The following is a 19,338-nucleotide window of genomic DNA, read 5'->3' on the forward strand; positions in this document are numbered from 1 at the left end:
AAGGCTAAGTTTTTACTAAAAATAGCAAAAATATTCCTATTCATAGAAATTGAAAGATTTATTCAACAGTCTTTTAAATGATCATTAGAGGGATAAAAATAATGTAAAAGTAAATAAAACCCTGGTACATTAATAAGTCCTGAACCTCCACCAAAAACACCAGAAATAAATCCAGAAAATAAGGTTATTAAGAAAATTAATAAGATAAATAAAAGTAAACTCAATTTTTTACTCCTTGTTTAATTTATAAAATTTGGATAACTAGATATAAGAGCTTAATTTTATGTGTACATTTGTTTTGTACAAGGTTTTTATTGCAAATATATAAATCGATAAGTTTAAATTGTTTGAAAAATAACTTATTTAGAATATATATAATAAAAAATATAATAACTTAAGCTGGGCTAGCGCATCCAGAAATATTATAAAAAGTAGAAGAGTTTGGAGATAATGCACCTATTGTTTGTTTGCCATCTGAGACAATGACAGAATATTTAAATTCATTTTTTGATGTAGAACCTGTACAATGTTGCCAAACTGCACCTGTAACTACTTTTTCAAAAGTGTCTCTAGGAACTTCAGATGTAACTTTATAAGTATAAACTCCATTAGAAGGACCTGATAATTTTGTGACAGTTGAGTTTGTTATATCACTGGCAGCTACCGCTCCACATCCAGCCCAGATATTACCATTTGCCCCAGTTAAATATTGGCAATGAGAGCCATTATCTGTAGATATAGGAGATACATTAACAGTATAGCCTTTTATCTCAGTAGGAGTGTTCTTTGTTGTAAATGTAGCTGATAATTTACAAGTTTTAGAAGCTGTACCAACATCTGCTGGTGCTGTTTTACAAGTCTCTAATGATCCAGAAGTAACAGCTGGAGTATCAACACTTATACTTGGACGAGGAGCTTTACCTGGAGTTGTTTGAGGATATCCTTGCATATCATTAATAGTTACAGAGATAGTACTACCGCTAGCAGTTGTATTACTAGTAAGAGTACCATCCTGCGCTAAGAAATCATCAAAAGCAAAAGTGTATACTATAGGATATTTTCTATTAGCTGCTGAGGTTGATGTTGTACAACCTGCTTTAGTAGCACTATCATAGCAAATAGAATGTATTACTTTAGAGTATTGGCTAAACCAAGGACCTTTATCTTCTAATTGGCCATTTGCAGAGTTATCTTTATATAAAATATCATTGTTAGAGTTAACGAGTTTATTTAAAGATGATTTACTTATAGCTGTTTTTTCTATATCTGAGTTTGATACAGGTAATAATCCAGCTGAGAAAAGAGCCGATAATCCTTCTGCTATAAGTCCTTTTGCTGGGTGATTATCTTGGATAGTATCAACAGTTTTATACACTGTTGGTAATATATTGTTATTATCAAAAGGCCATTGACCAGGACTAAAGAAGTCAAATGAACTCACGTAATCCATAGGGATATATTCATTTTGTAATTTAGCTTGATCGCCTGTTGTAGGAGCTTTACATTTTGATAAATCACTTAAGTCACTACAAACTTTTGGTATAAATTTCCAACAGCTACTACTATCAGCATAAGCTCCATATATTGGCTTACCTTCTGAATCATAGCTATTTATTTGTTGGCTACATTTGCTATTACTTGAGATTCCATCAGCAATATATACAACGTTTTTGAAGATATCTGTTTGAGGATATTTAGCACTATATAGTTGACTTACATCAAAAGCTAAAGGATGTTTACTAGCACTTTCATAATAACTAATTAAATTTTGTAAATAAAAAGATGATCCACTAGGTGTTTTTATAGAATCTAGTAAGTAACTAGATCCTGTAGTGGCAGGTTTATTTACCATATTTTTTATAGAACCAAGAGGATTATTTGCTCCTGTGGATGTTGCTATTCCTGAAGGACTAATAATACGGATAGTTGATCCAGAATTATTGAATATTAAGTCTTTCCACGTAGCTACACTTCCTGAAGAAACTCCAGTTGTAAAGTTTGTAGTTGCTTGTTTAATAATTTCTTTACGACTCATTCCTAAAGGATATCCAGATTCTTTTAAATCTGTAGCTTTTATAGGAGAAGGATTTTGCATAGTTAGAGGAATACTAAAAAAATCCACGCTTGTTGGATCAATATATAGGGTACTATCTTTCCATGTAAGTTCAAATTTATCATAAACAACTTGAGACATATAGTAATTACTATCACTAGATGATGTACTATAAAAAGGAGCATTTGTTGCTACACCACCTAAAGGATATCCAACAGATACATAGATTCTACCTGAAACAAAAGGATCAGGAAGTTTTATTGTAAAATCACCACTATGACCAATATTTTTCCCATAATCTTGAAAATAAGCTTTACTTAGCAAAGGACCTTTTTTCAGACTTCCATCATCTGCTACTTTATAGATATTTGTTCCATCTATAACAGTTATATATGTATCCTCTGAGACGTTCGAATTATTTATTATCTTTAAAGGATATGTGTTTGATGATGTAGCTTTAGGCTTTGATTCTACTGTTTTTGGCGAACTTTGAAGAGAATAAGCTAGATCTGTTTGTTCTACTTGAGCTTGTTCTTTTGATTGGGAGTAATCATTTTGTAAGTTTTCTGAGTTTATTGAGGTTTGATTTTTATGGTTTGATCCACAAGATGATAAGAGTGTTGCAGATATTGCAACGGTTAATCCTAAAGGTATTTTTTTCATAAATGCTCCTTATGATTGTGTCATATAAAAAATATATGTATTTTCAGTTTAGCATAATAAGTAAAAAAAATTTTTAATTATATATTCTATAGAGCTATATTTAATAAAAGTTTATAATAGGTCATTTATAATAAAAGTTAAAAAATATGTCGATATCTATAGTAGGAAGTGCAAATAGAGATCTAGTTGTAAAGGTTGACAAGCTTGCTCAACCTGGTCAAACAATTATAAGCCAAGATTACGAAGAATTCTGCGGTGGTAAAGGTGCAAACCAAGCTGTAGCAGCAAGAAGACTTGATAAAAATGTAAATTTTATAACTAAGCTTGGTAAAGATAGTTTTGGTGATAGACTTTTAGAATTTTATAAAAAAGTTGGTTTTGATACATCAACAATAAATCAAGATCCTAATAGTAATACTGGGCTAGCATTTATTTCTGTAGATAAAAAAGGACAGAATATTATTAATGTTGTAATGGGTGCTAATGCTAAATTAGATCAAAAAACCATAGATAAATATATACAACAAATAATCTCATCAAAAATAGTTTTAACTCAGTTAGAAACGCCATTAGAAACAATTCAGTATTTAGCTGGTAAATTAACTGATAAACAAACTTTTATATTAAATCCAGCTCCTGCGAGAGAGTTACCTCAAGAGCTATTACAAAAGGTTGATATATTGACTCCTAATGAGACAGAAGCTTCTATTCTCTCTGGCGTAGAGGTTAAAGATATTGAAACAGCTAAACAAGCAGCAAAAGAGCTACATAAAAAAGGTGTAAAAACTGTAATCATAACTTTGGGTGAAAAAGGAGCTTTATTATCAAAAAGTGACACCCAAGAGCAAAAGCTTTTTCCTACTAGAAAAGTAGATGTTGTAGATACAACCGCTGCAGGAGATACTTTTAATGGTGTTTTAGCTTTTTGCTTAGATAAAGATTTCTCTATAGAAAAATCTATAGAAATAGCAAATATAGCTTCAGCATTAGCTGTAACTGTGGCAGGAGCAGAAAACTCAGCTCCAACTTTAGAAAAATTAAATACTTATTTAGAAGAAAAAATATAATAGTAGATTGGAGATTTAAAATGGTTATATTACACTCATATGGTGTTGCTGTATTCTTTTGTATAGTGACTATGCTATGTTGGGGATCATGGGCAAATACACAAAAGCTGTCAACAAAAGAATGGCCTTTTCAGCAATATTATTGGGATTATGCTTTAGGAATTTTGATAGTTTCTTTTATATTAGCCATAACAATGGGAAGTTTTGGTACTGAAGGAAGATCTTTCTTTAGTGATATATCTCAGGCATCATCGGCAAGCTTTTTCTATGCTTTTATGGGAGGTGTAGTTTTTAATTTAGCTAATATACTTCTTGTTGCTGCTATTGATATAGCTGGAATGTCTGTAGCGTTTCCATTAGCAATAGGTTTAGCATTAGTTATAGGAGTTATTACAAATTATATAGCGACTCCTTTAGGTCAGCCTGTAGTACTATTTTTAGGTGTTTTAAGTGTTCTTGCTGCAATTATTATTGATGCAATTATATATAAACGTATTTCTGATAATAAAAATAAGAATATGCTAAAAGGTTTTATAGTCTCTATAATATCAGGTATTTTAATGGGCTTTTTCTATCCATTAGTTATAAAGTCAATATCTAGTGATTTTGTTACTCCTCAAGCTGGTTTAATGACACCTTATACTGCTAGTTTTATATTTGCTTTAGGTATTTTTATATCTAACTTTGTTATCAATGGTTGGATGATTAAGTTTCCAATCTCTGGTAAAAAACTTAATTTTAAAGACTATTTTTCACAAGGCACACCTTGGTTACATATCATAGGTATTTTAGGAGGTGTAATTTGGGGAGTTGGTTCTTGTCTTAATTTTATAGCTTCTGGTATTGCTGGACCATCGATTTCGTATGGTTTAGGCCAAGGTGCTACGATGATAGCAGCATTCTGGGGAGTATTTATTTGGAAAGAGTTTGCTAAAGCTCCTAAAGGAACAAATAAGCTAATAGTACTAATGTTTATAACTTATATTCTTGGTTTAACTCTTATTGTTTTAGCAAGAAATATTTAATAATATTTTTTTTATTAAAATCAAAATTAAAAATTTCTAAAAACATTAACAACTCTGCCAATAATTTCAGCTTCAGAAGGTTGTTTTATTTCATCATTATTTTGAAAATCTGAATTAAGAGGCATTAAACATAATTTTCCATCTTCGACATATACAAGTTTAACTGTAGCGCCGTCAGAGTTCTTAGCTACTACAACTTTTCCAACTAGATTCATGATATTTATATCGTTAGGATCAACAATAATAGTCTCTCCTTCATCTAGGGAATACTTTGCATATTTTTTATCAAGTCTTTGTTTATCACTATAGTCATAATGCATACTATTACCTTTGACCTCTAATAAAAAGCCATTTTTAGGTATCATATTCGTTGGTAAATTGATGTATCTTATAGGATCTTCTTCGTAAGATGACTCAGTAAATTCACCAGCTTGAACATATGATAATACAGGTGCTTTGATAGTCATATTATCCATGGCTGACTCATCTATACCTAATATTTTCATTACCTCTAAATGGGTATCGTATGCTGGAGAGTTAACACCTGCAACCCAATGTTTAATAGTTCTTTCACTTTTACCTAGGATTTCAGCTAATTCTTTTTGCTTCATTCCTATCTTTTTTAGAGTAGGTTTTAGGTCTTTAGAATACTTAAACATAATTTAATAACGGATTCCGAGTTTTATCTAATTATAAAATTATTATGCTAAGCAATCAATAATATATTTATAAAAAAGTGTATTTTATCTTCACTTTAGTAAAAAATATGATATATTTTTAAATACAAGGTGAAAAAATAAGGCACTAATTAAAATAAATAGAGATGATTAATAGATTCTTTCTAAATTTATTTTTCTAGGCTTAAAAGAGTAATTTATAAGATAGGAGTTAGTTATGCGTAGATATTGTATAATTCAAGAGAATGATAAAATAAATAGACTATTATCAGTAATAAAAACTCATTATAAAGCAGAATATGGAGATTGTTTAATACAAGAAGTTAATCTTAGTCATGTTATCAATAAGATATATAAAGAGGATATAAAAACTTTAGTTAAAAATCTTTGGCAAGACTTAGAGCTTAAATTGGGCTATGAAATGAGATTATTAGAGGTTAATAGTAAAGTTAGTATTCTTCATAAGTTTAATAAAAAAGCGAGGGATTTATGTTTTATAGTAAAGATTAGAGCAGATATAACATCAGAAACTATTTTTGATTCTATATATACTGCTTCTGATTTGAAAGTACAGCTAAGAGCTATAAAAGTATAATATTTCCGTTAAACTAATCCTTAATTACAAATATATTCACAAAACTTTTATCTTTAATATGATCTCCGGTATTAGATGTATTTTTAGTATTATCTGATTTTATATAATTATCTAAGGATGCAGAGTATATTTTAACTTCGGGTAATTTATTTATTATATTTGTAATTAAATCATTTCTAGCTTGATTAAATGAAATATATAAATTACCACAATTTATATCATTTGACTTAAACCATGGAGATTCTCGAGATATTGATATTGCATAGATAAATTTTTTAGTATTATTTTGCTCCTCTATATATGGACCAAGAAGCCTAAAGTGATCAGCATAGTTACTATAGTCTTTCTCAAATGTAAAAGGAATATTACTTTGATTTGTATTTGTAGGGGTTCCAGATAGTTGAGGGTATAGCTTATTGTTAAAATATACTCCATAACCACCACTATGGTTTATAGAGTCTGTATTAGAATATCCAAGCTTATTAACCATATTTATTAGATAATTATTAGCTTGTTGTGCATTTGTAAACCCATTTAATATAAAAATAGTGTTTATAGGCTCAACAGTATAGTCTTGAGGCTGAGATACTCCATTTATAATAAAGTTTTTCTCCCCACGCCAATATACCCAAGCAGCAGCAATATTTTTTGGTAAGTCTTTTTCATTGTAACCTTTAGTATTTACTATCATCCACTTACCAATAGGTGGTAGAGATTCAGCAATATTTTTAGTTATAGGAGCAATAGTATATTCTTTATTAGTAGTTCTAAATTGAATACTATTTTTAGTTGGTATTAGTTTACTTTGGGCATTATTTTTGAAGCCTTTATTTTTCCAATTCGCAGTATTTTCTAGATTTATAGGTTCAAAAGTCATTCCACATGCTTTTAGATTATTACCAAAATGATTATTTGAATAACCAAGAGTAATAGATAGCATGAATGATATAGTTATAGCGAGTTTCTTCATTTTAAAAACTACATAGTACTTACTTTATATTTTTAAATTATATACATATATTTCTTTAGGTAATATAAATTATTTTTTAAAAGCTTTTAATAGTAAGGTTGTGGTTGTTTTAACAAAATCACTCTCTTCTAATATATCTTTATCAAGCTCATATGAACGTGTAAATGGGGCAAGTGTTGCAGCTGAAATAAATAAAAGAACATATTTAGCAGAAAAATCTTTTGATAATTGTCCAGCTTCTTGAAAATGCTTAATTCTTTCTTCTAGCTGATCAAAAGATGCAAAGTTTTCCTGATTTTTAATTCCAGTTAGAGAAGAATTTTTTTCTAAACGTTGCCAATCTAAAATTTTTAGCATATCTGGATTACTAGCATGAATATTAAATCGTGCTTCTACTAGTTTTTTTACAAAATCTTCGAATTTATCCTGTTTAATACATTCATTTATCGAAGAAAAGTTTTCTGGGTTTATTAAAGATTCTTTAACTACTTTCCATAAATCAACTTTATTTGAGAAGTAATGATAAATTAAAGAGCTTTGTACATTAGCTTTTTTAGCAATATCTCTAATAGATGTACCATTAAAGCCATTCTCAAGAAATAAAATTTTTGCTGATTTAATAATTTTTTTAAGAGTATTATTTTTTTTAGCTTTTGCTTCCATAAATTTAAGTTTTATTTTTAGCTTTTAAACAGTATATCAGAAAACTTATATTGTTTTCTATTGAACGATCGATCATTTAGTGGTAGTATTGTTGATCATTTGTTCAGTTTAATGGTGGTTTTATGAGATTTGTTAGAAAAAAACCTATCGGTATTGTGATGCTAACTATTTTTACAATAGCTTTAGGAGGTGGATATTTCTTTGGTGCTGTGATGTTTACACCTTCTTTGCCTGCTATTACAAGCTATTTCGATACAAATTCGTCATTAGCTCGAATGACGGTATCAAGTTTTTTTATTATGATGTCATTATCTCAACTTATATATGGCCCAGCATCTGATAAATATGGTAGAAAACCATTTATATTAATTGGAGGTATAATATTTGCGTGTGGCTCAATATTTTGCATTTTGTCACAGTCAATTATATTTTTAATATTAGGAAGAGCAATACAAGGATTAGGAGCAGGAGCTTTAATAACATTAGCTAGAACACTTGTACAAGATTCTTTTACAAAGGAGCATTTCTTAAAAGCAATTGCTTGGATGAGCATCTTTTTTGCAGTAGCTCCAGCTATTTCTCCTCTTATAGGAGGGGTTTTACAGTTCCATTTTGGTTGGCATAGTAGCTTTATTTTTATGCTTATTTTTGCAATTACTTTAATTATTTCAGTAATTTTTTTACTACCTGAAACAAATAAAAATAAAAACCCTAGTGCAATGAATATCAAGTATTTAGCGAATAACTATCTAATTATCGCAAAAACTAGAATGTTTTGGGTCTATTTAATTTTTATTATTACAGGTTTATCTGGAGGGATTTGTTTTGATGTGATTGGATCTTTTGTATTGATTAATGATTATCAGCTAACATCAGCAGCCTTTGGGGTAATCTCAACAATGTTATTAATGATGATAATTATTTCACGCTTTTTAACATCAATGCTATTACTTAAGTACATGGAAAAAGAAAATGTTATTTTACTGGGGTTATTTATGATGTTTTGCTCATCGATAGTTTTAGTAATATTAGACTTCTTGAAGCTTATTGGATTGATAGATCTTATTATAGTTCTTGCTATCTTTTTCTTAGCAGCAGGTATTGTTACACCAATCTCTGTCGCAAATCTTTTAAGTTTATTTGATAATATGAAAGGTTTTGCAAGCGCTTTTTTTGGATCAATGCAAATGAGTGGGATTTTCTTGGTAAGCATAATCGCGTCTAGTATGAGTCCATCTATTGGGTTTATGGTGAGCATCTTATGCGTATTGTCATTTATTAGTTTAATTATAGGAGTTAATGTACTTTATAAAAATAGTCATATATTTGTACTTAAGTATAATTAAGATTTAAAACTACTAAATTTAAATTAGATAGAGCCTGTATTAAATATTTTTTAGACATAGTATAATGAAAATGCTTTTAAAAAATATATAAAAGGTGAATTAATGAAAACAAATAAGGGATTTTCTCTTGTGGAGTTAATGGTAGTGATAGCTATTATTGCTATATTAGCAGCTATAGCAATACCAATGTATTCTGCTTATACAACAAGAGCAAAAATAGCTGATATATTAGGCCAAGAAGACCCTGTTAAGCAGCAGGTTTATGACTATATATTAGAAAATGGAAATACTCTTAATCTATCAGATTCTGACTTTGAAAATTTACCATCAGGGAGCGTTTCAGGAACTAGTTACTCTACTTATTGGAATGCATCTGCCGATGCGATTTATATAACAATAGCAGATTATGGAAGTATAGTACTCACTCCTCAATATAGCGTTACAGCTAATAATATGGCTACAGGGGCTACGATCAATTGGGTGTGCAGCAATACATTTCTAAATTCGCAGAAATCATATTTACCATCAAATTGTCGTTAATAATATAAAAGAAATTTATGGTTAAATAGAGTAATTACTTATTTCTAATAGTATTTGTCTACTTTTTGAAATCATATCTGTAATAACTTTATGGTATATATCATCAGGTAAATCCCAGTAATGCCAGAACAATGGCATTTTCCAAATATTTTTGTGATCTAAAATAATAAGTTTATTATTTGTTATCTCATTTAGAATGTCAGGCTTTGGTAAGAGTGCATATCCCTTACTCTTGAGACACATTTGTTTGAAACCTTTTACTGAAGGGATAATGTGGCAGTTATCTATATTGGCTTGGAAGTTATAAAACTTATCCATAAATCTAAAGTTTAGCTGATCATATTGGTTAAAAAGTAGAGATGGTGCTTGTTCAAGAGCTTCAATCCAAGCATTATGATTATTTTTAACTTTTTTGAAATATTGATTATAAAAATCAGGAGAGCACACTAGTAGATAATCGACTTCACCAAGCTTCTCAATACAACAGCCAGTAAATGTTTTTTCCATAGTACTAATACATGATAGGACTTCCCCTTTTTGTAATAACTTATGTGTCATCTCTTGATCAAATGTTTTGAGATTAAATTTTATTAAATTAGGAGTTTTTATAATCTCTAGTACATCCATAAACCATGTATCTAAACTATCTTGATTTATTGCGATAGAAATATGTAAATTATTAATTTCCGTGATTTGCTTTTCTTTTAAGAAACTCGATTCTAACCATTCTACTTTTGCTAAATGACTTAATAAATCTTGACCTAATTTTGTTACTTTGTAGGGAAGAACTCTTATTAAAACTGGAGCACCAAATTTAATCTCAAGAGATTTTATTCTTTGAGATACTGCTGATTGAGTAATACATAGCTTACTTGCAGCAAGTTCAAAACTTTGAAGTTCAATGACTTTTTTTAATGCTTGAATAGACTTATAGTCAATCATAATTATTAAAAACTCTAATAATAAATAATATTTATTAATTATACTAATGTTAAGCGCTATGCTAAAGTTCTATTTCACAAATATTTTAAAGGATTTAATAATGGCATTTATATCGGGATTTAGTTTGGGATTATCTCTAATCTTAGGAATAGGAGCACAAAATATTTTTGTTTTAAAGCAATCTATCAAAAAAAATTATGCTATTAGCACAGCAATAATTTGTTTTTGTTGTGATGTTATATTGATACTTTTTAGTGTTTTACTAACTACAACTATGGTTAAGTATCTTCCAATTGTACGCCCTATATTACTTATTTTTGCAGTTATTTTCTTAGTCTATTATGGATGGTTATCAATAAAGTCATCATTTTTGAATAAAAAAATATTAGATGAAAACTTTTATCGATTTAGCTTTATCAAAGTTTTAATTTTAAGTATGTCTTTTAGCCTACTTAATCCTCAAGCTATTTTAGATATTGTTGTGCTTTTGGGAGGAGTAGCATCTAACTATAGTACAAATATTTTAAAAATAGAGTTTATGATAGGTGCAGGACTTGCAAGTTTAGTCTGGTTTTCTTTTTTGACGATATCTGGTGTTTTCTTAAGGAGATTCATTCAAAAGGTTGCTGTTTGGCAGTGGCTAGAGCGTTTAACAGGGATTCTTATGTTTATAATAGCAATTAATTGTGTTTTATTATTATTTGATAATTAATAATTTTTTTATATATTTATAGTTTCACCAATTTTTAAAATTAAAGCATTGTCATCGCCATATTTTTGATCTATAGCAGCTTGTTTAAATCTTTTCGGAGGTTCAAAAAAAGGTTCCGGAGTAAGTCTGATAGTACCCCAATGCATGCCTATAGTTTTGGTTGCTTTGATATCTTTAGCTATTTGTATTGCTTCTTCTGGTGTTGCGTGTACTGATCTCATAAAATCACGAGGTTCATATGCACCTATTCCTATCAAAGCTAGATCAAAAGATGATTCTTTTTTATTAATTTCTTTAAATATTTCTCCATAAGCAGTATCTCCGGAGAACCATATTTTCTTGTTTTTATCTTTAATTGAGAAGCTAGCCCATAGAGTTTTATTTCTATCAAATAAGCTACGACCAGAAAAATGAACACACGGTAAACAACCTATAGTAATACCGCCTATATAAATCTGTTGCCACCAGTTCATTTCGGTTACATTTTTAAAACCTCTTTTAATAAAAAAACTACTAAGCCCTAGAGGCGCTATTACTTTGACATTTTCTTTATTAGGAAAGTTCTTTATAACTTTTGAATCTAGATGATCATAATGATTATGACTTATTATAATAACATCAATTTTTGGAAGTTGATTTATATCTAAAGGAGAGTATATTTCCCTTTTGGGGCCTAAAAATCCAGGCCCAGCATTTTTACTTAAAAATGGATCTGTAACAATGAAATAATCATTAAGCCTAATCAAAAAAGCAGCATGACCTAACCAAGTGATACTATAATTACTAGCATTATTTAATTGCTCTAAAGCTCGTTGTTTTTCTAAAACATGATCTTTGGGAAAATCTTCTTCATGTTTATTAAACATCGAAGAAAAAATAAATTTTAAAAGATCTTTACCTCCTCCTTTGCGTATAGGGCTACCAGGAGGGTTTGAGAATCTATTATTTGGATATTTCGTCATCTTTTACTTTTTCTATTCCTAACATACGCATCATTATTTTTTCAAAAAATGGCTCACTAATGCCATGTTTTATTTTGTAAGTATAGTATTTTTCAAATGCAACTTTAGCATAGTGAACTAGTTTACCTTCATAATACCAATCATGTTCGCGAGGCTTAAATTGAGGGATGGCAGCAAAGGCAACTCCACCATCACCAAAATCAGCAAAACATACAGCATTTAGAGTAGCTTGAGTATGCTGCTCCTCACCATTTAAAACTGCTTTTAGATTACTAGCTATTGCAGTAACCATTGACTCTATCATATATCCAGTTTTAGGAGCCCCTGTAGGGATTATAGTCTTCTCAACAGGAGGGATAGCGACACAAACACCTAATGAATAAATATTTGGATATTTAGGATTTGCTTGATGCTTATCAATGATAATAAAGCCTCTAGGATTAACTAAGCCTTCAATATTAGCAAAAGCATCAATTCCTTTAAATGAAGGAAGAATCATATTAAAAATGCTTTTGATAGTATGTTGCTCTTTCAAATTACCATTACTATCATACTCATCAATATAGATGTTTTCAGTATCTATTTTTGTGATTTTAGCATTACAAATCCAATAGATATTTCGTTTTTTAAACTCTTCTTCTAGAAGCTTTGGCGAGTCTCCAACTCCAGCTAAACCTAGATGTCCTAGATATGGTTCAGAAGTGACAAAAGTAATAGGCACTTGTTCACGAATATTATGCTTTCTTAGATCAGTATCCATTATTAGAGCAGTTTCATAAGCAGGTCCAAAGCATGATGCTCCTTGTGCCGCACCTACTACTACAGGCCCAGGATTTTTGAGTACTTTATCCCAGTCGGATGCTGCTTTGGCTGCATGATCAACAGTACATACAGAATGACTATATAAATCTGGTCCCATACCTTCAATTTCATCAAAAGCTAACTTAGGGCCTGTTGCAATTATCAAGTAATTATAAGTTATTTCTTTATCATTAAAAAGTACAAGTTTATTTTCATCAGGATAGAGTTTTTTTACACCAACAGGTATAAAATTTATTCCAGCTTTTTTTATATAATCAGTAATAGTAAACTCAACATCTTCTCTAGAACGCCAATTCACCATTACCCAAGGATTAGATGGAACAAAATTAAACTTATCACCATTAGAAACTAAAATTATTTCATGATCATTGCTAATAGCTTCTTTTAGTTCATATGCCATTGGTACGCCACCAATGCCAGCACCAATAATTACTATACGAGCCATAATATCTCTCCTAAATAGTTACTTAGCAACTATATAATTAATATTACCATACATTGATTTAGCAAATTAACTTTGAGAATTTTAATAGAGATAATATTATTCATAATGTATATTAAAAACATACAGATCTTACCAAGTAAATAATTATGAAAACCATAAATTTTGAGAAGCTCTATTCGGATTTTACAAATAACTTTGATTTATGTAGATATTCGAATGAATCATTAGAAGAAGAAATTGTTAGAAGAGTAAAAGAAGATAATATCACTGAGGGCATGTTTCTTTTTAGATTTAGATTAGTGATATTTAAATTTGAAGTAACTGATAATTCTATTGAATATATTGGTTATGAAAAATAATACCAACATCTCATTTTTATAAGTTATATCTGTTATAATTTCTTTATCTTAAAATTTCAAAAAATAATTTTCATGGCTGAAAAATATATATACTCAATGCATAGGGTTGGTAAAGTTGTGCCACCTAACAAATATATCCTAAAAGATATATCATTATCTTTTTTTGATGGTGCAAAAATTGGTGTACTAGGTCTTAATGGTTCTGGTAAATCAACGCTACTTAAAATTATGGCGGGTCTTGATACTGAGATTGTCGGTGAAGCAGCTCCACGTAAGGGTGTGAAAATAGGTTACTTACCACAAGAACCAAAGTTAGATGAAACGAAAGATGTACGAGGTAATGTTGAAGAGGCTCTTGGACATTTAAAGGATATGCTTACTAGATTTGATGAAATCAGTATGAAATTTTGTGAGCCAATGTCTGATGATGAAATGGCAAAACTTCTTGAAGAGCAGGGTGAATTACAAAATGCTATAGATGCTGCTGGAGCGTGGGAAATAGAGCGTAAGTTAGAAGTTGCTGCAGAAGCTCTACGCCTACCAGCTTGGGATACTGATGTTACTAAACTATCTGGTGGTGAAGCACGTCGAGTTGCCTTATGTAAACTACTATTATCATCTCCTGATATTCTACTTTTAGATGAACCTACTAACCACTTAGATGCAGAATCTGTTGCTTGGCTTGAGAAATTCTTAGCAGAGTACAAAGGAACTGTGGTCGCGGTTACACATGATAGATATTTCTTAGATAATGTTGCTGAGTGGATTTTAGAGTTAGACCGTGGTGAAGGTATTCCATTCAAAGGTAACTATACAGAATGGTTAGAGCAAAAAGAGAAGCGTTTAGAAATAGAAGAAAAGCGTGAAACTGCTCATCGTAAGGCTTTACAGCATGAGTTAGAGTGGGTTCGTCAAAATGCTAAAGGTCGTCAAGCAAAATCAAAAGCAAGACTTGCTAAGTTTGACGAGCTAAGTTCACAAGAGTTCCAAAAGCGTAATGAAACTCAAGAGCTATATATTCCACCAGGGGAAAGACTTGGTAAAAATGTAATCAAAGTCAAAGATATAGTTAAATCATTTGATGATAGATTGCTTATTGATCATCTAAATATGGAAGTTCCAGCAGGATCTATTGTTGGTATTATTGGTGCTAACGGTGCTGGTAAATCAACATATTTTAAAATGATAACAGGTCAAGAGACTCCTGATAGTGGTAGTATAGAAGTTGGTGAAACAGTGCATCTAGCTTACGTAGATCAGTCTCGTGATGCTTTAGATGATAATAAAACTGTTTGGGAAGAGATTGCAGATGGCTTAGATGTAATCACTGTTGGTAAATATACAATCCCATCACGCCAGTATGTAGGTAGATTTAATTTCAAAGGTGCAGATCAGCAGAAATATATTTCTCAACTATCTGGTGGTGAGAGAAACCGTGTTCATCTTGCTAAACTACTTAGAAGTGGTGGTAACGTTATCCTACTTGATGAACCAACAAACGATCTAGATGTCGAGACTTTAAGAGCACTTGAAGAAGCTATTTTAGCTTTCCCTGGCTGTATTATGGTTATCTCGCATGATAGATGGTTCCTAAACCGTGTAGCTACACATATGCTTGCTTTTGAGGGTAATAGTGAAGTAGTTTGGTTTGAAGGTAACTATGATGCTTATATCGAAGATAAAAAACGTCGACTTGGTGATAAGTATGATGCTATTACGAAGATTAAGTATAAGAGAATTTCTGTTGATTAAGTTTATTTTGTAACTTTTATTGAATTGATATCAAGAGGTATATTTGTAGCTGCGACCTCATTCCAGCTAACTATGCGACATTTATTATCAAAATCAAAAGATGCTACATCAAGAAGTTTAAAATCAGCGCTTTTATATTTTCCATCCATATTATATTTAAATATTAAATTATGACTATTTTGACTTAAGTAACGGAAGTTACTAAAGCTCATTTCTGTAATGTTCTTGTTAAGCATAACAAAATGCTTTTCAAACTGGTCATATCCTGTAGCTAGAACCACATCATCAGTAGTCATTTTGACATTTGGATTAAAGAATTTTTTAAAGTCTTGTATTTTAGGGTTCTTGAATTTAGAAGAATTAAGATATAAGTATAGGTTTTGAACTACTTGAAATTTTTTAAGGTTACAATTACTTAAGTCATTAGCACTTGCAAAACTATTTGTTGAAATTAGCATAAGAGAAGCTAGGCTAATAACTAATGTGAGTATATATTTTTTCATTGGATGCTCCTTGTTATTTGGAATTTCTTGTTTTTAGTTATCTATACTTGGGAAACATTTGATCAAACTTCTGTATAGATAGATTTTTGTATTTCTTTATTTACTCGCTATATCTCTATGTATATTAGAACCATTATTTTTTATAGAAATAGGTCTAAAATAAGATACTGTTGCGAATTTGGTTTTCATGATTTTTTTAAGAACTTTAGCTAATCATGTACTATATATTTTAGAACAATTATTTATGTCCTAATATCGTTTATTAGACTATTTATAAATAATTATAGACATTTTGTTATAGATAGATAAAAGAGGGGTATTTACTATAAAACTCAGTTTTTTAAATAAGATTAAGAGATTTGATTATAAGGTAAAGAGATATTTTCTGGTAGATTTTCAAAAGTTGCACTTATATGCCAATCTGGTCTAAGAAGGATATACTTATGAGGATATGTATCTTCTGGAAGCTTTAATATAGAAATTTTATCTAGTAGGTTAGTATCTATACTATGATTACCAATAATTAGTAAGCTCCATTGAGTGCGAGATAACATCTCATAAATAGACTTTTTATTAATAAAAACTTCAGGAAGAAAGTAACCTGGATCTGTATGAGCTATATAGTCATTATTTTTCTTTATCTCATCTAGAGGTTGTAATCTATTTAGTTTTGTAAGACTACTATATAAATAAGCGTAAGCATGAGTTATATGTCTAGCATTAACTTGTTTATCAGAAATCTCTGCGAGTTTCTGAATACTACCTTTTTCAAGTACTCTATCTTGAGCATTTTGTTCAGCAGCATGTAAGTTATGTATAGCAACAGGTCTACGCTCAGATTCATAGGTTGATAAAATATTAGAGTTTTGTTGCTTATGAATTACGGATGCAATTTTCCAACAAAGATTAGTAACATCACCAAAACCTGTATTTAAGCCAAATCCACCGGTGGGTGCAAATGCATGAGCACTATCGCTAATTAGAAATACTTTCTGATTATAAGTGAAATACTCTGCTATTTGGACCTGCATCTGCCATAGATGATAATTAATTATATTTTTCTCAATTTTAAGTCCTGCAACTTCATCAAGTATTTCATCAGCTTGCTCTTTTGATGGCAATTCTTTAAAGGGATATGGGATTTGTGCATACCATGTTTCCTCTTTAGTTCTTAGATCTATAGGACCAATTGCAGCAGCACCATGTTTAGTTAGGCATAGGTGCATCATGCCAAGATTTTTAATTTTTGATTTTAGATTATTGGTTTTAAATAAAATACTTAGCATTTGTCTTTTAGGGCCTAGCTCTAGAAAAGGAATTTTACATTTTTGACGGACTATACTATTTGCGCCATCGCAAGCAATAACATAGTTTGATGAGAGTGAGCAATGTAGATTATTTTCATTTATAACAGATATTTTTGTTGTATCATCTAATACCTCAACATCAACAACTTCATGATTTTTTAGTAAAGTTACAGATGGAAAATCAGAAAGTTTTTGCCTTAATATATTTTCTGTAATATAAAGAGGGATACGTAGGCCTTTGGACTTTACATTACCAACTGCGATAGGATTAGATTTTAAATCATTCTGCCATATAGTCCTTTGAGGAAAATCATTACCAAGTAGAGATTCTTTTGATAAATTATCAAGGACTCCCCAACGTTTTAATAAGCTAACAGTCCTTGAGTTAAGATATTGAGCTCGTGGGCTAAGCAAAGGGGTATTATATTTCTCAAGAACTAGAGTTTTGATATTTTGCATGCCTAGTTCTATAGCTGCAGCTGCACCAGCTGGACCACAACCAATAATTATTACTTGATAATCTGCGATAGATTCTTTCATGATACTCTCCTAAAAGCTTTAGCTAGTTTTTGCTAAATATTGTAGAAGGATTAATCTTGTCATAATATAATAATATAGACTATTTATGTATAATTATGGACATTTAATGATTGATAAAATTCCTCCTTCCCTTATAAAGAGTGAATCTCCTGTGTTTGGTATTAGTCATGATGGAAAACCATTTTTGGATGAAGCTCATCAACATATAGAAGCACAGCTAATGTATTGTTCTAAAGGAATAATAGAAGCACAAGTTTCAGAAAGGATATTTTTAGTACCTCCAACAAATGCAATATGGATACCAGGTAATATACTTCATAGTACATTAAGTCAAAATCCAGTGGATTTTCGAAGTGTCTATTTTTGCGAAGAGAAATTGGATAAATTACCTAAAACACCACAGGTTATTTCAATCTCTCCTTTATTACGTGAGTTGATTCTTGAAACCTGTAAGTTTGAGGGACACCTAACGATAGAGCAAAAAAATATAATAACTGTACTAATAGATCAATTAAACTTAGCAAAACAACAAAACTATATTTTAGAAATACCGAACGTAGATATTATAAAGTCTATTTATAAATATATCATAAAGAATTTATCTGAAGCTCTTTTGATTGATCAGGTAGCAAAGTATTTTGCAATGAGTAGTAAAACACTAACTAGATTATTTCAAAAACATGTCGGTATGACTTTTGAACAATGGAAGCAGCAGGTAAAAATATTAGAGGCTATTTCACTGTTATCCCAAGATACTTCTACAACACAAGTAGCTCAGGCTTTAGGATATTCTAGTGATAGTGCTTTTATCCATCGTTTCAAAAAAACGACAGGCAAAACCCCAACAGAGTTTAAAAAGAAGTAAATAAGTATTTTATAACTCTGCTGTTTTCATAAATTGTAATTTTTCTTTAACTCATCATTTATTTCAATCATATTAAAGCTTGGATCGTAGAAAAAAGCTTGTCTAGTTTCTGTTTCTTTACTAAACTCTTCACTTATTATTTTAATGTGTAAAGATTTTAATTTTGCTAGAAGTTTTGAATAATCAATATCTGTCAAGGCTATCGCAAAGTGTGTTTGAGCTGTTTGATTTATCGGATCTATAAATGGTTTAGTCATTGTTTTTGATAGTATTAAATGCAAATAAAAGTCTCCAACTCTATACCACAAACCCTTAGATTTAAAATTTGGTCTATATATTTTTTCAAAACCAAGTATATTTGAGTAGAAATTTTCCGTATCTTCTAGACTCTTTATAATTAGAGCTATGTGACTAAGTTTAACTTTTTTAGAACAATACATGAAAGATGCTTTATAGAGTAATCTTAATTTGATTATATACTCTCTTCTAAATGTAGCAAAGGCATATGGCATACGAGCAGTTATGTTTAC

The 19,338-nt window shown here is 30.2% G+C and carries 20 protein-coding genes; 9 read left to right on the forward strand and 11 right to left on the reverse strand.

What is annotated here, in order from left to right:
* Positions 1 to 62: 62 nt before the first annotated feature.
* Positions 63 to 224: a hypothetical protein gene (locus R8535_RS05345; RefSeq protein WP_329497270.1), complete on the reverse strand. Its 162-nt coding sequence runs from the start codon at positions 222 to 224 to the stop codon at positions 63 to 65.
* Between the two features lie 170 nt (positions 225 to 394).
* A complete protein-coding gene (locus R8535_RS05350) occupies positions 395 to 2,716 on the reverse strand; it encodes a beta-1,3-glucanase family protein (protein WP_329497269.1) in 2,322 nt (773 codons plus the stop codon).
* Between the two features lie 146 nt (positions 2,717 to 2,862).
* On the opposite strand from R8535_RS05350, the gene rbsK reads away from it, so the two are divergent.
* A complete protein-coding gene (gene rbsK, locus R8535_RS05355) occupies positions 2,863 to 3,783 on the forward strand; it encodes a ribokinase (protein WP_329497267.1) in 921 nt (306 codons plus the stop codon).
* Positions 3,784 to 3,803: 20 nt separating this feature from the next.
* Positions 3,804 to 4,808, forward strand: a complete 1,005-nt coding sequence (locus tag R8535_RS05360) for a multidrug DMT transporter permease (protein WP_329497265.1) — start codon at positions 3,804 to 3,806, stop codon at positions 4,806 to 4,808.
* 26 nt (positions 4,809 to 4,834) lie between these two features.
* Here the strand turns inward: R8535_RS05360 and R8535_RS05365 are convergent, their stop codons facing one another.
* Positions 4,835 to 5,467 carry a LexA family protein gene (locus tag R8535_RS05365; RefSeq protein ID WP_329497263.1) on the reverse strand — a complete coding sequence of 211 codons (633 nt, stop codon included), beginning with the start codon at positions 5,465 to 5,467 and terminating at the stop codon, positions 4,835 to 4,837.
* Between the two features lie 235 nt (positions 5,468 to 5,702).
* Between R8535_RS05365 and R8535_RS05370 the strand changes: the two genes are divergently transcribed.
* On the forward strand, positions 5,703 to 6,080 hold the full coding sequence (locus tag R8535_RS05370; protein WP_329497261.1) for a normocyte binding protein 2b: 378 nt from the start codon (positions 5,703 to 5,705) through the stop codon (positions 6,078 to 6,080).
* Positions 6,081 to 6,093: 13 nt separating this feature from the next.
* Here the strand turns inward: R8535_RS05370 and R8535_RS05375 are convergent, their stop codons facing one another.
* Together R8535_RS05375 and R8535_RS05380 are read right to left on the reverse strand one after the other, a co-directional pair.
* On the reverse strand, positions 6,094 to 7,050 hold the full coding sequence (locus tag R8535_RS05375) for a hypothetical protein (RefSeq protein ID WP_329497259.1): 957 nt from the start codon (positions 7,048 to 7,050) through the stop codon (positions 6,094 to 6,096).
* 69 nt (positions 7,051 to 7,119) lie between these two features.
* Positions 7,120 to 7,713 carry a TetR/AcrR family transcriptional regulator gene (locus R8535_RS05380; protein WP_329497258.1) on the reverse strand — a complete coding sequence of 198 codons (594 nt, stop codon included), beginning with the start codon at positions 7,711 to 7,713 and terminating at the stop codon, positions 7,120 to 7,122.
* A gap of 122 nt (positions 7,714 to 7,835) precedes the next feature.
* On the opposite strand from R8535_RS05380, the gene R8535_RS05385 reads away from it, so the two are divergent.
* Together R8535_RS05385 and R8535_RS05390 are read left to right on the forward strand one after the other, a co-directional pair.
* Entirely contained in the window at positions 7,836 to 9,059 is a 1,224-nt protein-coding gene (locus tag R8535_RS05385; protein WP_329497256.1) for a Bcr/CflA family efflux MFS transporter, read from the forward strand.
* Between the two features lie 102 nt (positions 9,060 to 9,161).
* The gene (locus R8535_RS05390; RefSeq protein ID WP_329497254.1) at positions 9,162 to 9,599 is read left to right on the forward strand and encodes a pilin; all 438 of its coding nucleotides are present in this window, start codon (positions 9,162 to 9,164) and stop codon (positions 9,597 to 9,599) included.
* Positions 9,600 to 9,620: 21 nt separating this feature from the next.
* Here R8535_RS05390 and R8535_RS05395 read toward each other — a convergent pair whose 3' ends face one another.
* Complete coding sequence (locus tag R8535_RS05395; protein ID WP_329497252.1) at positions 9,621 to 10,541, reverse strand: ArgP/LysG family DNA-binding transcriptional regulator; 921 nt, start codon at positions 10,539 to 10,541, stop codon at positions 9,621 to 9,623.
* Between the two features lie 100 nt (positions 10,542 to 10,641).
* Between R8535_RS05395 and R8535_RS05400 the strand changes: the two genes are divergently transcribed.
* On the forward strand, positions 10,642 to 11,253 hold the full coding sequence (locus tag R8535_RS05400) for a LysE/ArgO family amino acid transporter (protein ID WP_329497251.1): 612 nt from the start codon (positions 10,642 to 10,644) through the stop codon (positions 11,251 to 11,253).
* An 8-nt stretch (positions 11,254 to 11,261) separates the two neighbouring features.
* Here the strand turns inward: R8535_RS05400 and R8535_RS05405 are convergent, their stop codons facing one another.
* Positions 11,262 to 12,215: an MBL fold metallo-hydrolase gene (locus R8535_RS05405; protein WP_329497249.1), complete on the reverse strand. Its 954-nt coding sequence runs from the start codon at positions 12,213 to 12,215 to the stop codon at positions 11,262 to 11,264.
* Positions 12,196 to 13,482 carry an NAD(P)/FAD-dependent oxidoreductase gene (locus R8535_RS05410; RefSeq protein ID WP_329497247.1) on the reverse strand — a complete coding sequence of 429 codons (1,287 nt, stop codon included), beginning with the start codon at positions 13,480 to 13,482 and terminating at the stop codon, positions 12,196 to 12,198. The genes R8535_RS05405 and R8535_RS05410 overlap by 20 nt, the downstream gene beginning before the upstream one ends.
* Positions 13,483 to 13,628: 146 nt before the next feature.
* Between R8535_RS05410 and R8535_RS05415 the strand changes: the two genes are divergently transcribed.
* Together R8535_RS05415 and ettA are read left to right on the forward strand one after the other, a co-directional pair.
* Positions 13,629 to 13,841, forward strand: a complete 213-nt coding sequence (locus tag R8535_RS05415; RefSeq protein WP_329497246.1) for a hypothetical protein — start codon at positions 13,629 to 13,631, stop codon at positions 13,839 to 13,841.
* A 72-nt stretch (positions 13,842 to 13,913) separates the two neighbouring features.
* Positions 13,914 to 15,593, forward strand: coding sequence for an energy-dependent translational throttle protein EttA (gene ettA, locus R8535_RS05420; protein ID WP_329497244.1), 1,680 nt, complete (start codon positions 13,914 to 13,916; stop codon positions 15,591 to 15,593).
* A 2-nt stretch (positions 15,594 to 15,595) separates the two neighbouring features.
* Here the strand turns inward: ettA and R8535_RS05425 are convergent, their stop codons facing one another.
* Both R8535_RS05425 and R8535_RS05430 read right to left on the reverse strand, forming a co-directional pair.
* Positions 15,596 to 16,096 carry a hypothetical protein gene (locus R8535_RS05425; protein WP_329497242.1) on the reverse strand — a complete coding sequence of 167 codons (501 nt, stop codon included), beginning with the start codon at positions 16,094 to 16,096 and terminating at the stop codon, positions 15,596 to 15,598.
* Between the two features lie 350 nt (positions 16,097 to 16,446).
* Complete coding sequence (locus R8535_RS05430) at positions 16,447 to 17,943, reverse strand: FAD-dependent monooxygenase (protein ID WP_329497240.1); 1,497 nt, start codon at positions 17,941 to 17,943, stop codon at positions 16,447 to 16,449.
* 151 nt (positions 17,944 to 18,094) lie between these two features.
* On the opposite strand from R8535_RS05430, the gene R8535_RS05435 reads away from it, so the two are divergent.
* The gene (locus tag R8535_RS05435) at positions 18,095 to 18,808 is read left to right on the forward strand and encodes an AraC family transcriptional regulator (RefSeq protein ID WP_329499491.1); all 714 of its coding nucleotides are present in this window, start codon (positions 18,095 to 18,097) and stop codon (positions 18,806 to 18,808) included.
* Between the two features lie 26 nt (positions 18,809 to 18,834).
* On the opposite strand, the gene R8535_RS05440 is transcribed toward R8535_RS05435, so the two are convergent.
* A complete protein-coding gene (locus R8535_RS05440; RefSeq protein ID WP_329497236.1) occupies positions 18,835 to 19,248 on the reverse strand; it encodes a VOC family protein in 414 nt (137 codons plus the stop codon).
* Positions 19,249 to 19,338 lie beyond the last annotated feature (90 nt).

Source organism: Francisella sp. 19S2-4 (genome assembly GCF_036281795.1).
In the GTDB taxonomy this organism is placed as follows: Bacteria; Pseudomonadota; Gammaproteobacteria; order Francisellales; family Francisellaceae; genus Francisella.

Excerpts from the sequence above, each read along its gene's own strand:
- R8535_RS05350 (WP_329497269.1), bottom strand. The coding sequence starts at position 2,716 with ATGAAAAAAATACCTTTAGGATTAACCGTTGCAATATCTGCAACACTC.
- rbsK (WP_329497267.1), top strand. The coding sequence starts at position 2,863 with ATGTCGATATCTATAGTAGGAAGTGCAAATAGAGATCTAGTTGTAAAG.
- R8535_RS05360 (WP_329497265.1), top strand. The coding sequence starts at position 3,804 with ATGGTTATATTACACTCATATGGTGTTGCTGTATTCTTTTGTATAGTG.
- R8535_RS05365 (WP_329497263.1), bottom strand. The coding sequence starts at position 5,467 with ATGTTTAAGTATTCTAAAGACCTAAAACCTACTCTAAAAAAGATAGGA.
- R8535_RS05370 (WP_329497261.1), top strand. The coding sequence starts at position 5,703 with ATGCGTAGATATTGTATAATTCAAGAGAATGATAAAATAAATAGACTA.
- R8535_RS05375 (WP_329497259.1), bottom strand. The coding sequence starts at position 7,050 with ATGAAGAAACTCGCTATAACTATATCATTCATGCTATCTATTACTCTT.
- R8535_RS05380 (WP_329497258.1), bottom strand. The coding sequence starts at position 7,713 with ATGGAAGCAAAAGCTAAAAAAAATAATACTCTTAAAAAAATTATTAAA.
- R8535_RS05385 (WP_329497256.1), top strand. The coding sequence starts at position 7,836 with ATGAGATTTGTTAGAAAAAAACCTATCGGTATTGTGATGCTAACTATT.
- R8535_RS05390 (WP_329497254.1), top strand. The coding sequence starts at position 9,162 with ATGAAAACAAATAAGGGATTTTCTCTTGTGGAGTTAATGGTAGTGATA.
- R8535_RS05395 (WP_329497252.1), bottom strand. The coding sequence starts at position 10,541 with ATGATTGACTATAAGTCTATTCAAGCATTAAAAAAAGTCATTGAACTT.
- R8535_RS05400 (WP_329497251.1), top strand. The coding sequence starts at position 10,642 with ATGGCATTTATATCGGGATTTAGTTTGGGATTATCTCTAATCTTAGGA.
- R8535_RS05405 (WP_329497249.1), bottom strand. The coding sequence starts at position 12,215 with ATGACGAAATATCCAAATAATAGATTCTCAAACCCTCCTGGTAGCCCT.
- R8535_RS05410 (WP_329497247.1), bottom strand. The coding sequence starts at position 13,482 with ATGGCTCGTATAGTAATTATTGGTGCTGGCATTGGTGGCGTACCAATG.
- R8535_RS05415 (WP_329497246.1), top strand. The coding sequence starts at position 13,629 with ATGAAAACCATAAATTTTGAGAAGCTCTATTCGGATTTTACAAATAAC.
- ettA (WP_329497244.1), top strand. The coding sequence starts at position 13,914 with ATGGCTGAAAAATATATATACTCAATGCATAGGGTTGGTAAAGTTGTG.
- R8535_RS05425 (WP_329497242.1), bottom strand. The coding sequence starts at position 16,096 with ATGAAAAAATATATACTCACATTAGTTATTAGCCTAGCTTCTCTTATG.
- R8535_RS05430 (WP_329497240.1), bottom strand. The coding sequence starts at position 17,943 with ATGAAAGAATCTATCGCAGATTATCAAGTAATAATTATTGGTTGTGGT.
- R8535_RS05440 (WP_329497236.1), bottom strand. The coding sequence starts at position 19,248 with ATGTATTGTTCTAAAAAAGTTAAACTTAGTCACATAGCTCTAATTATA.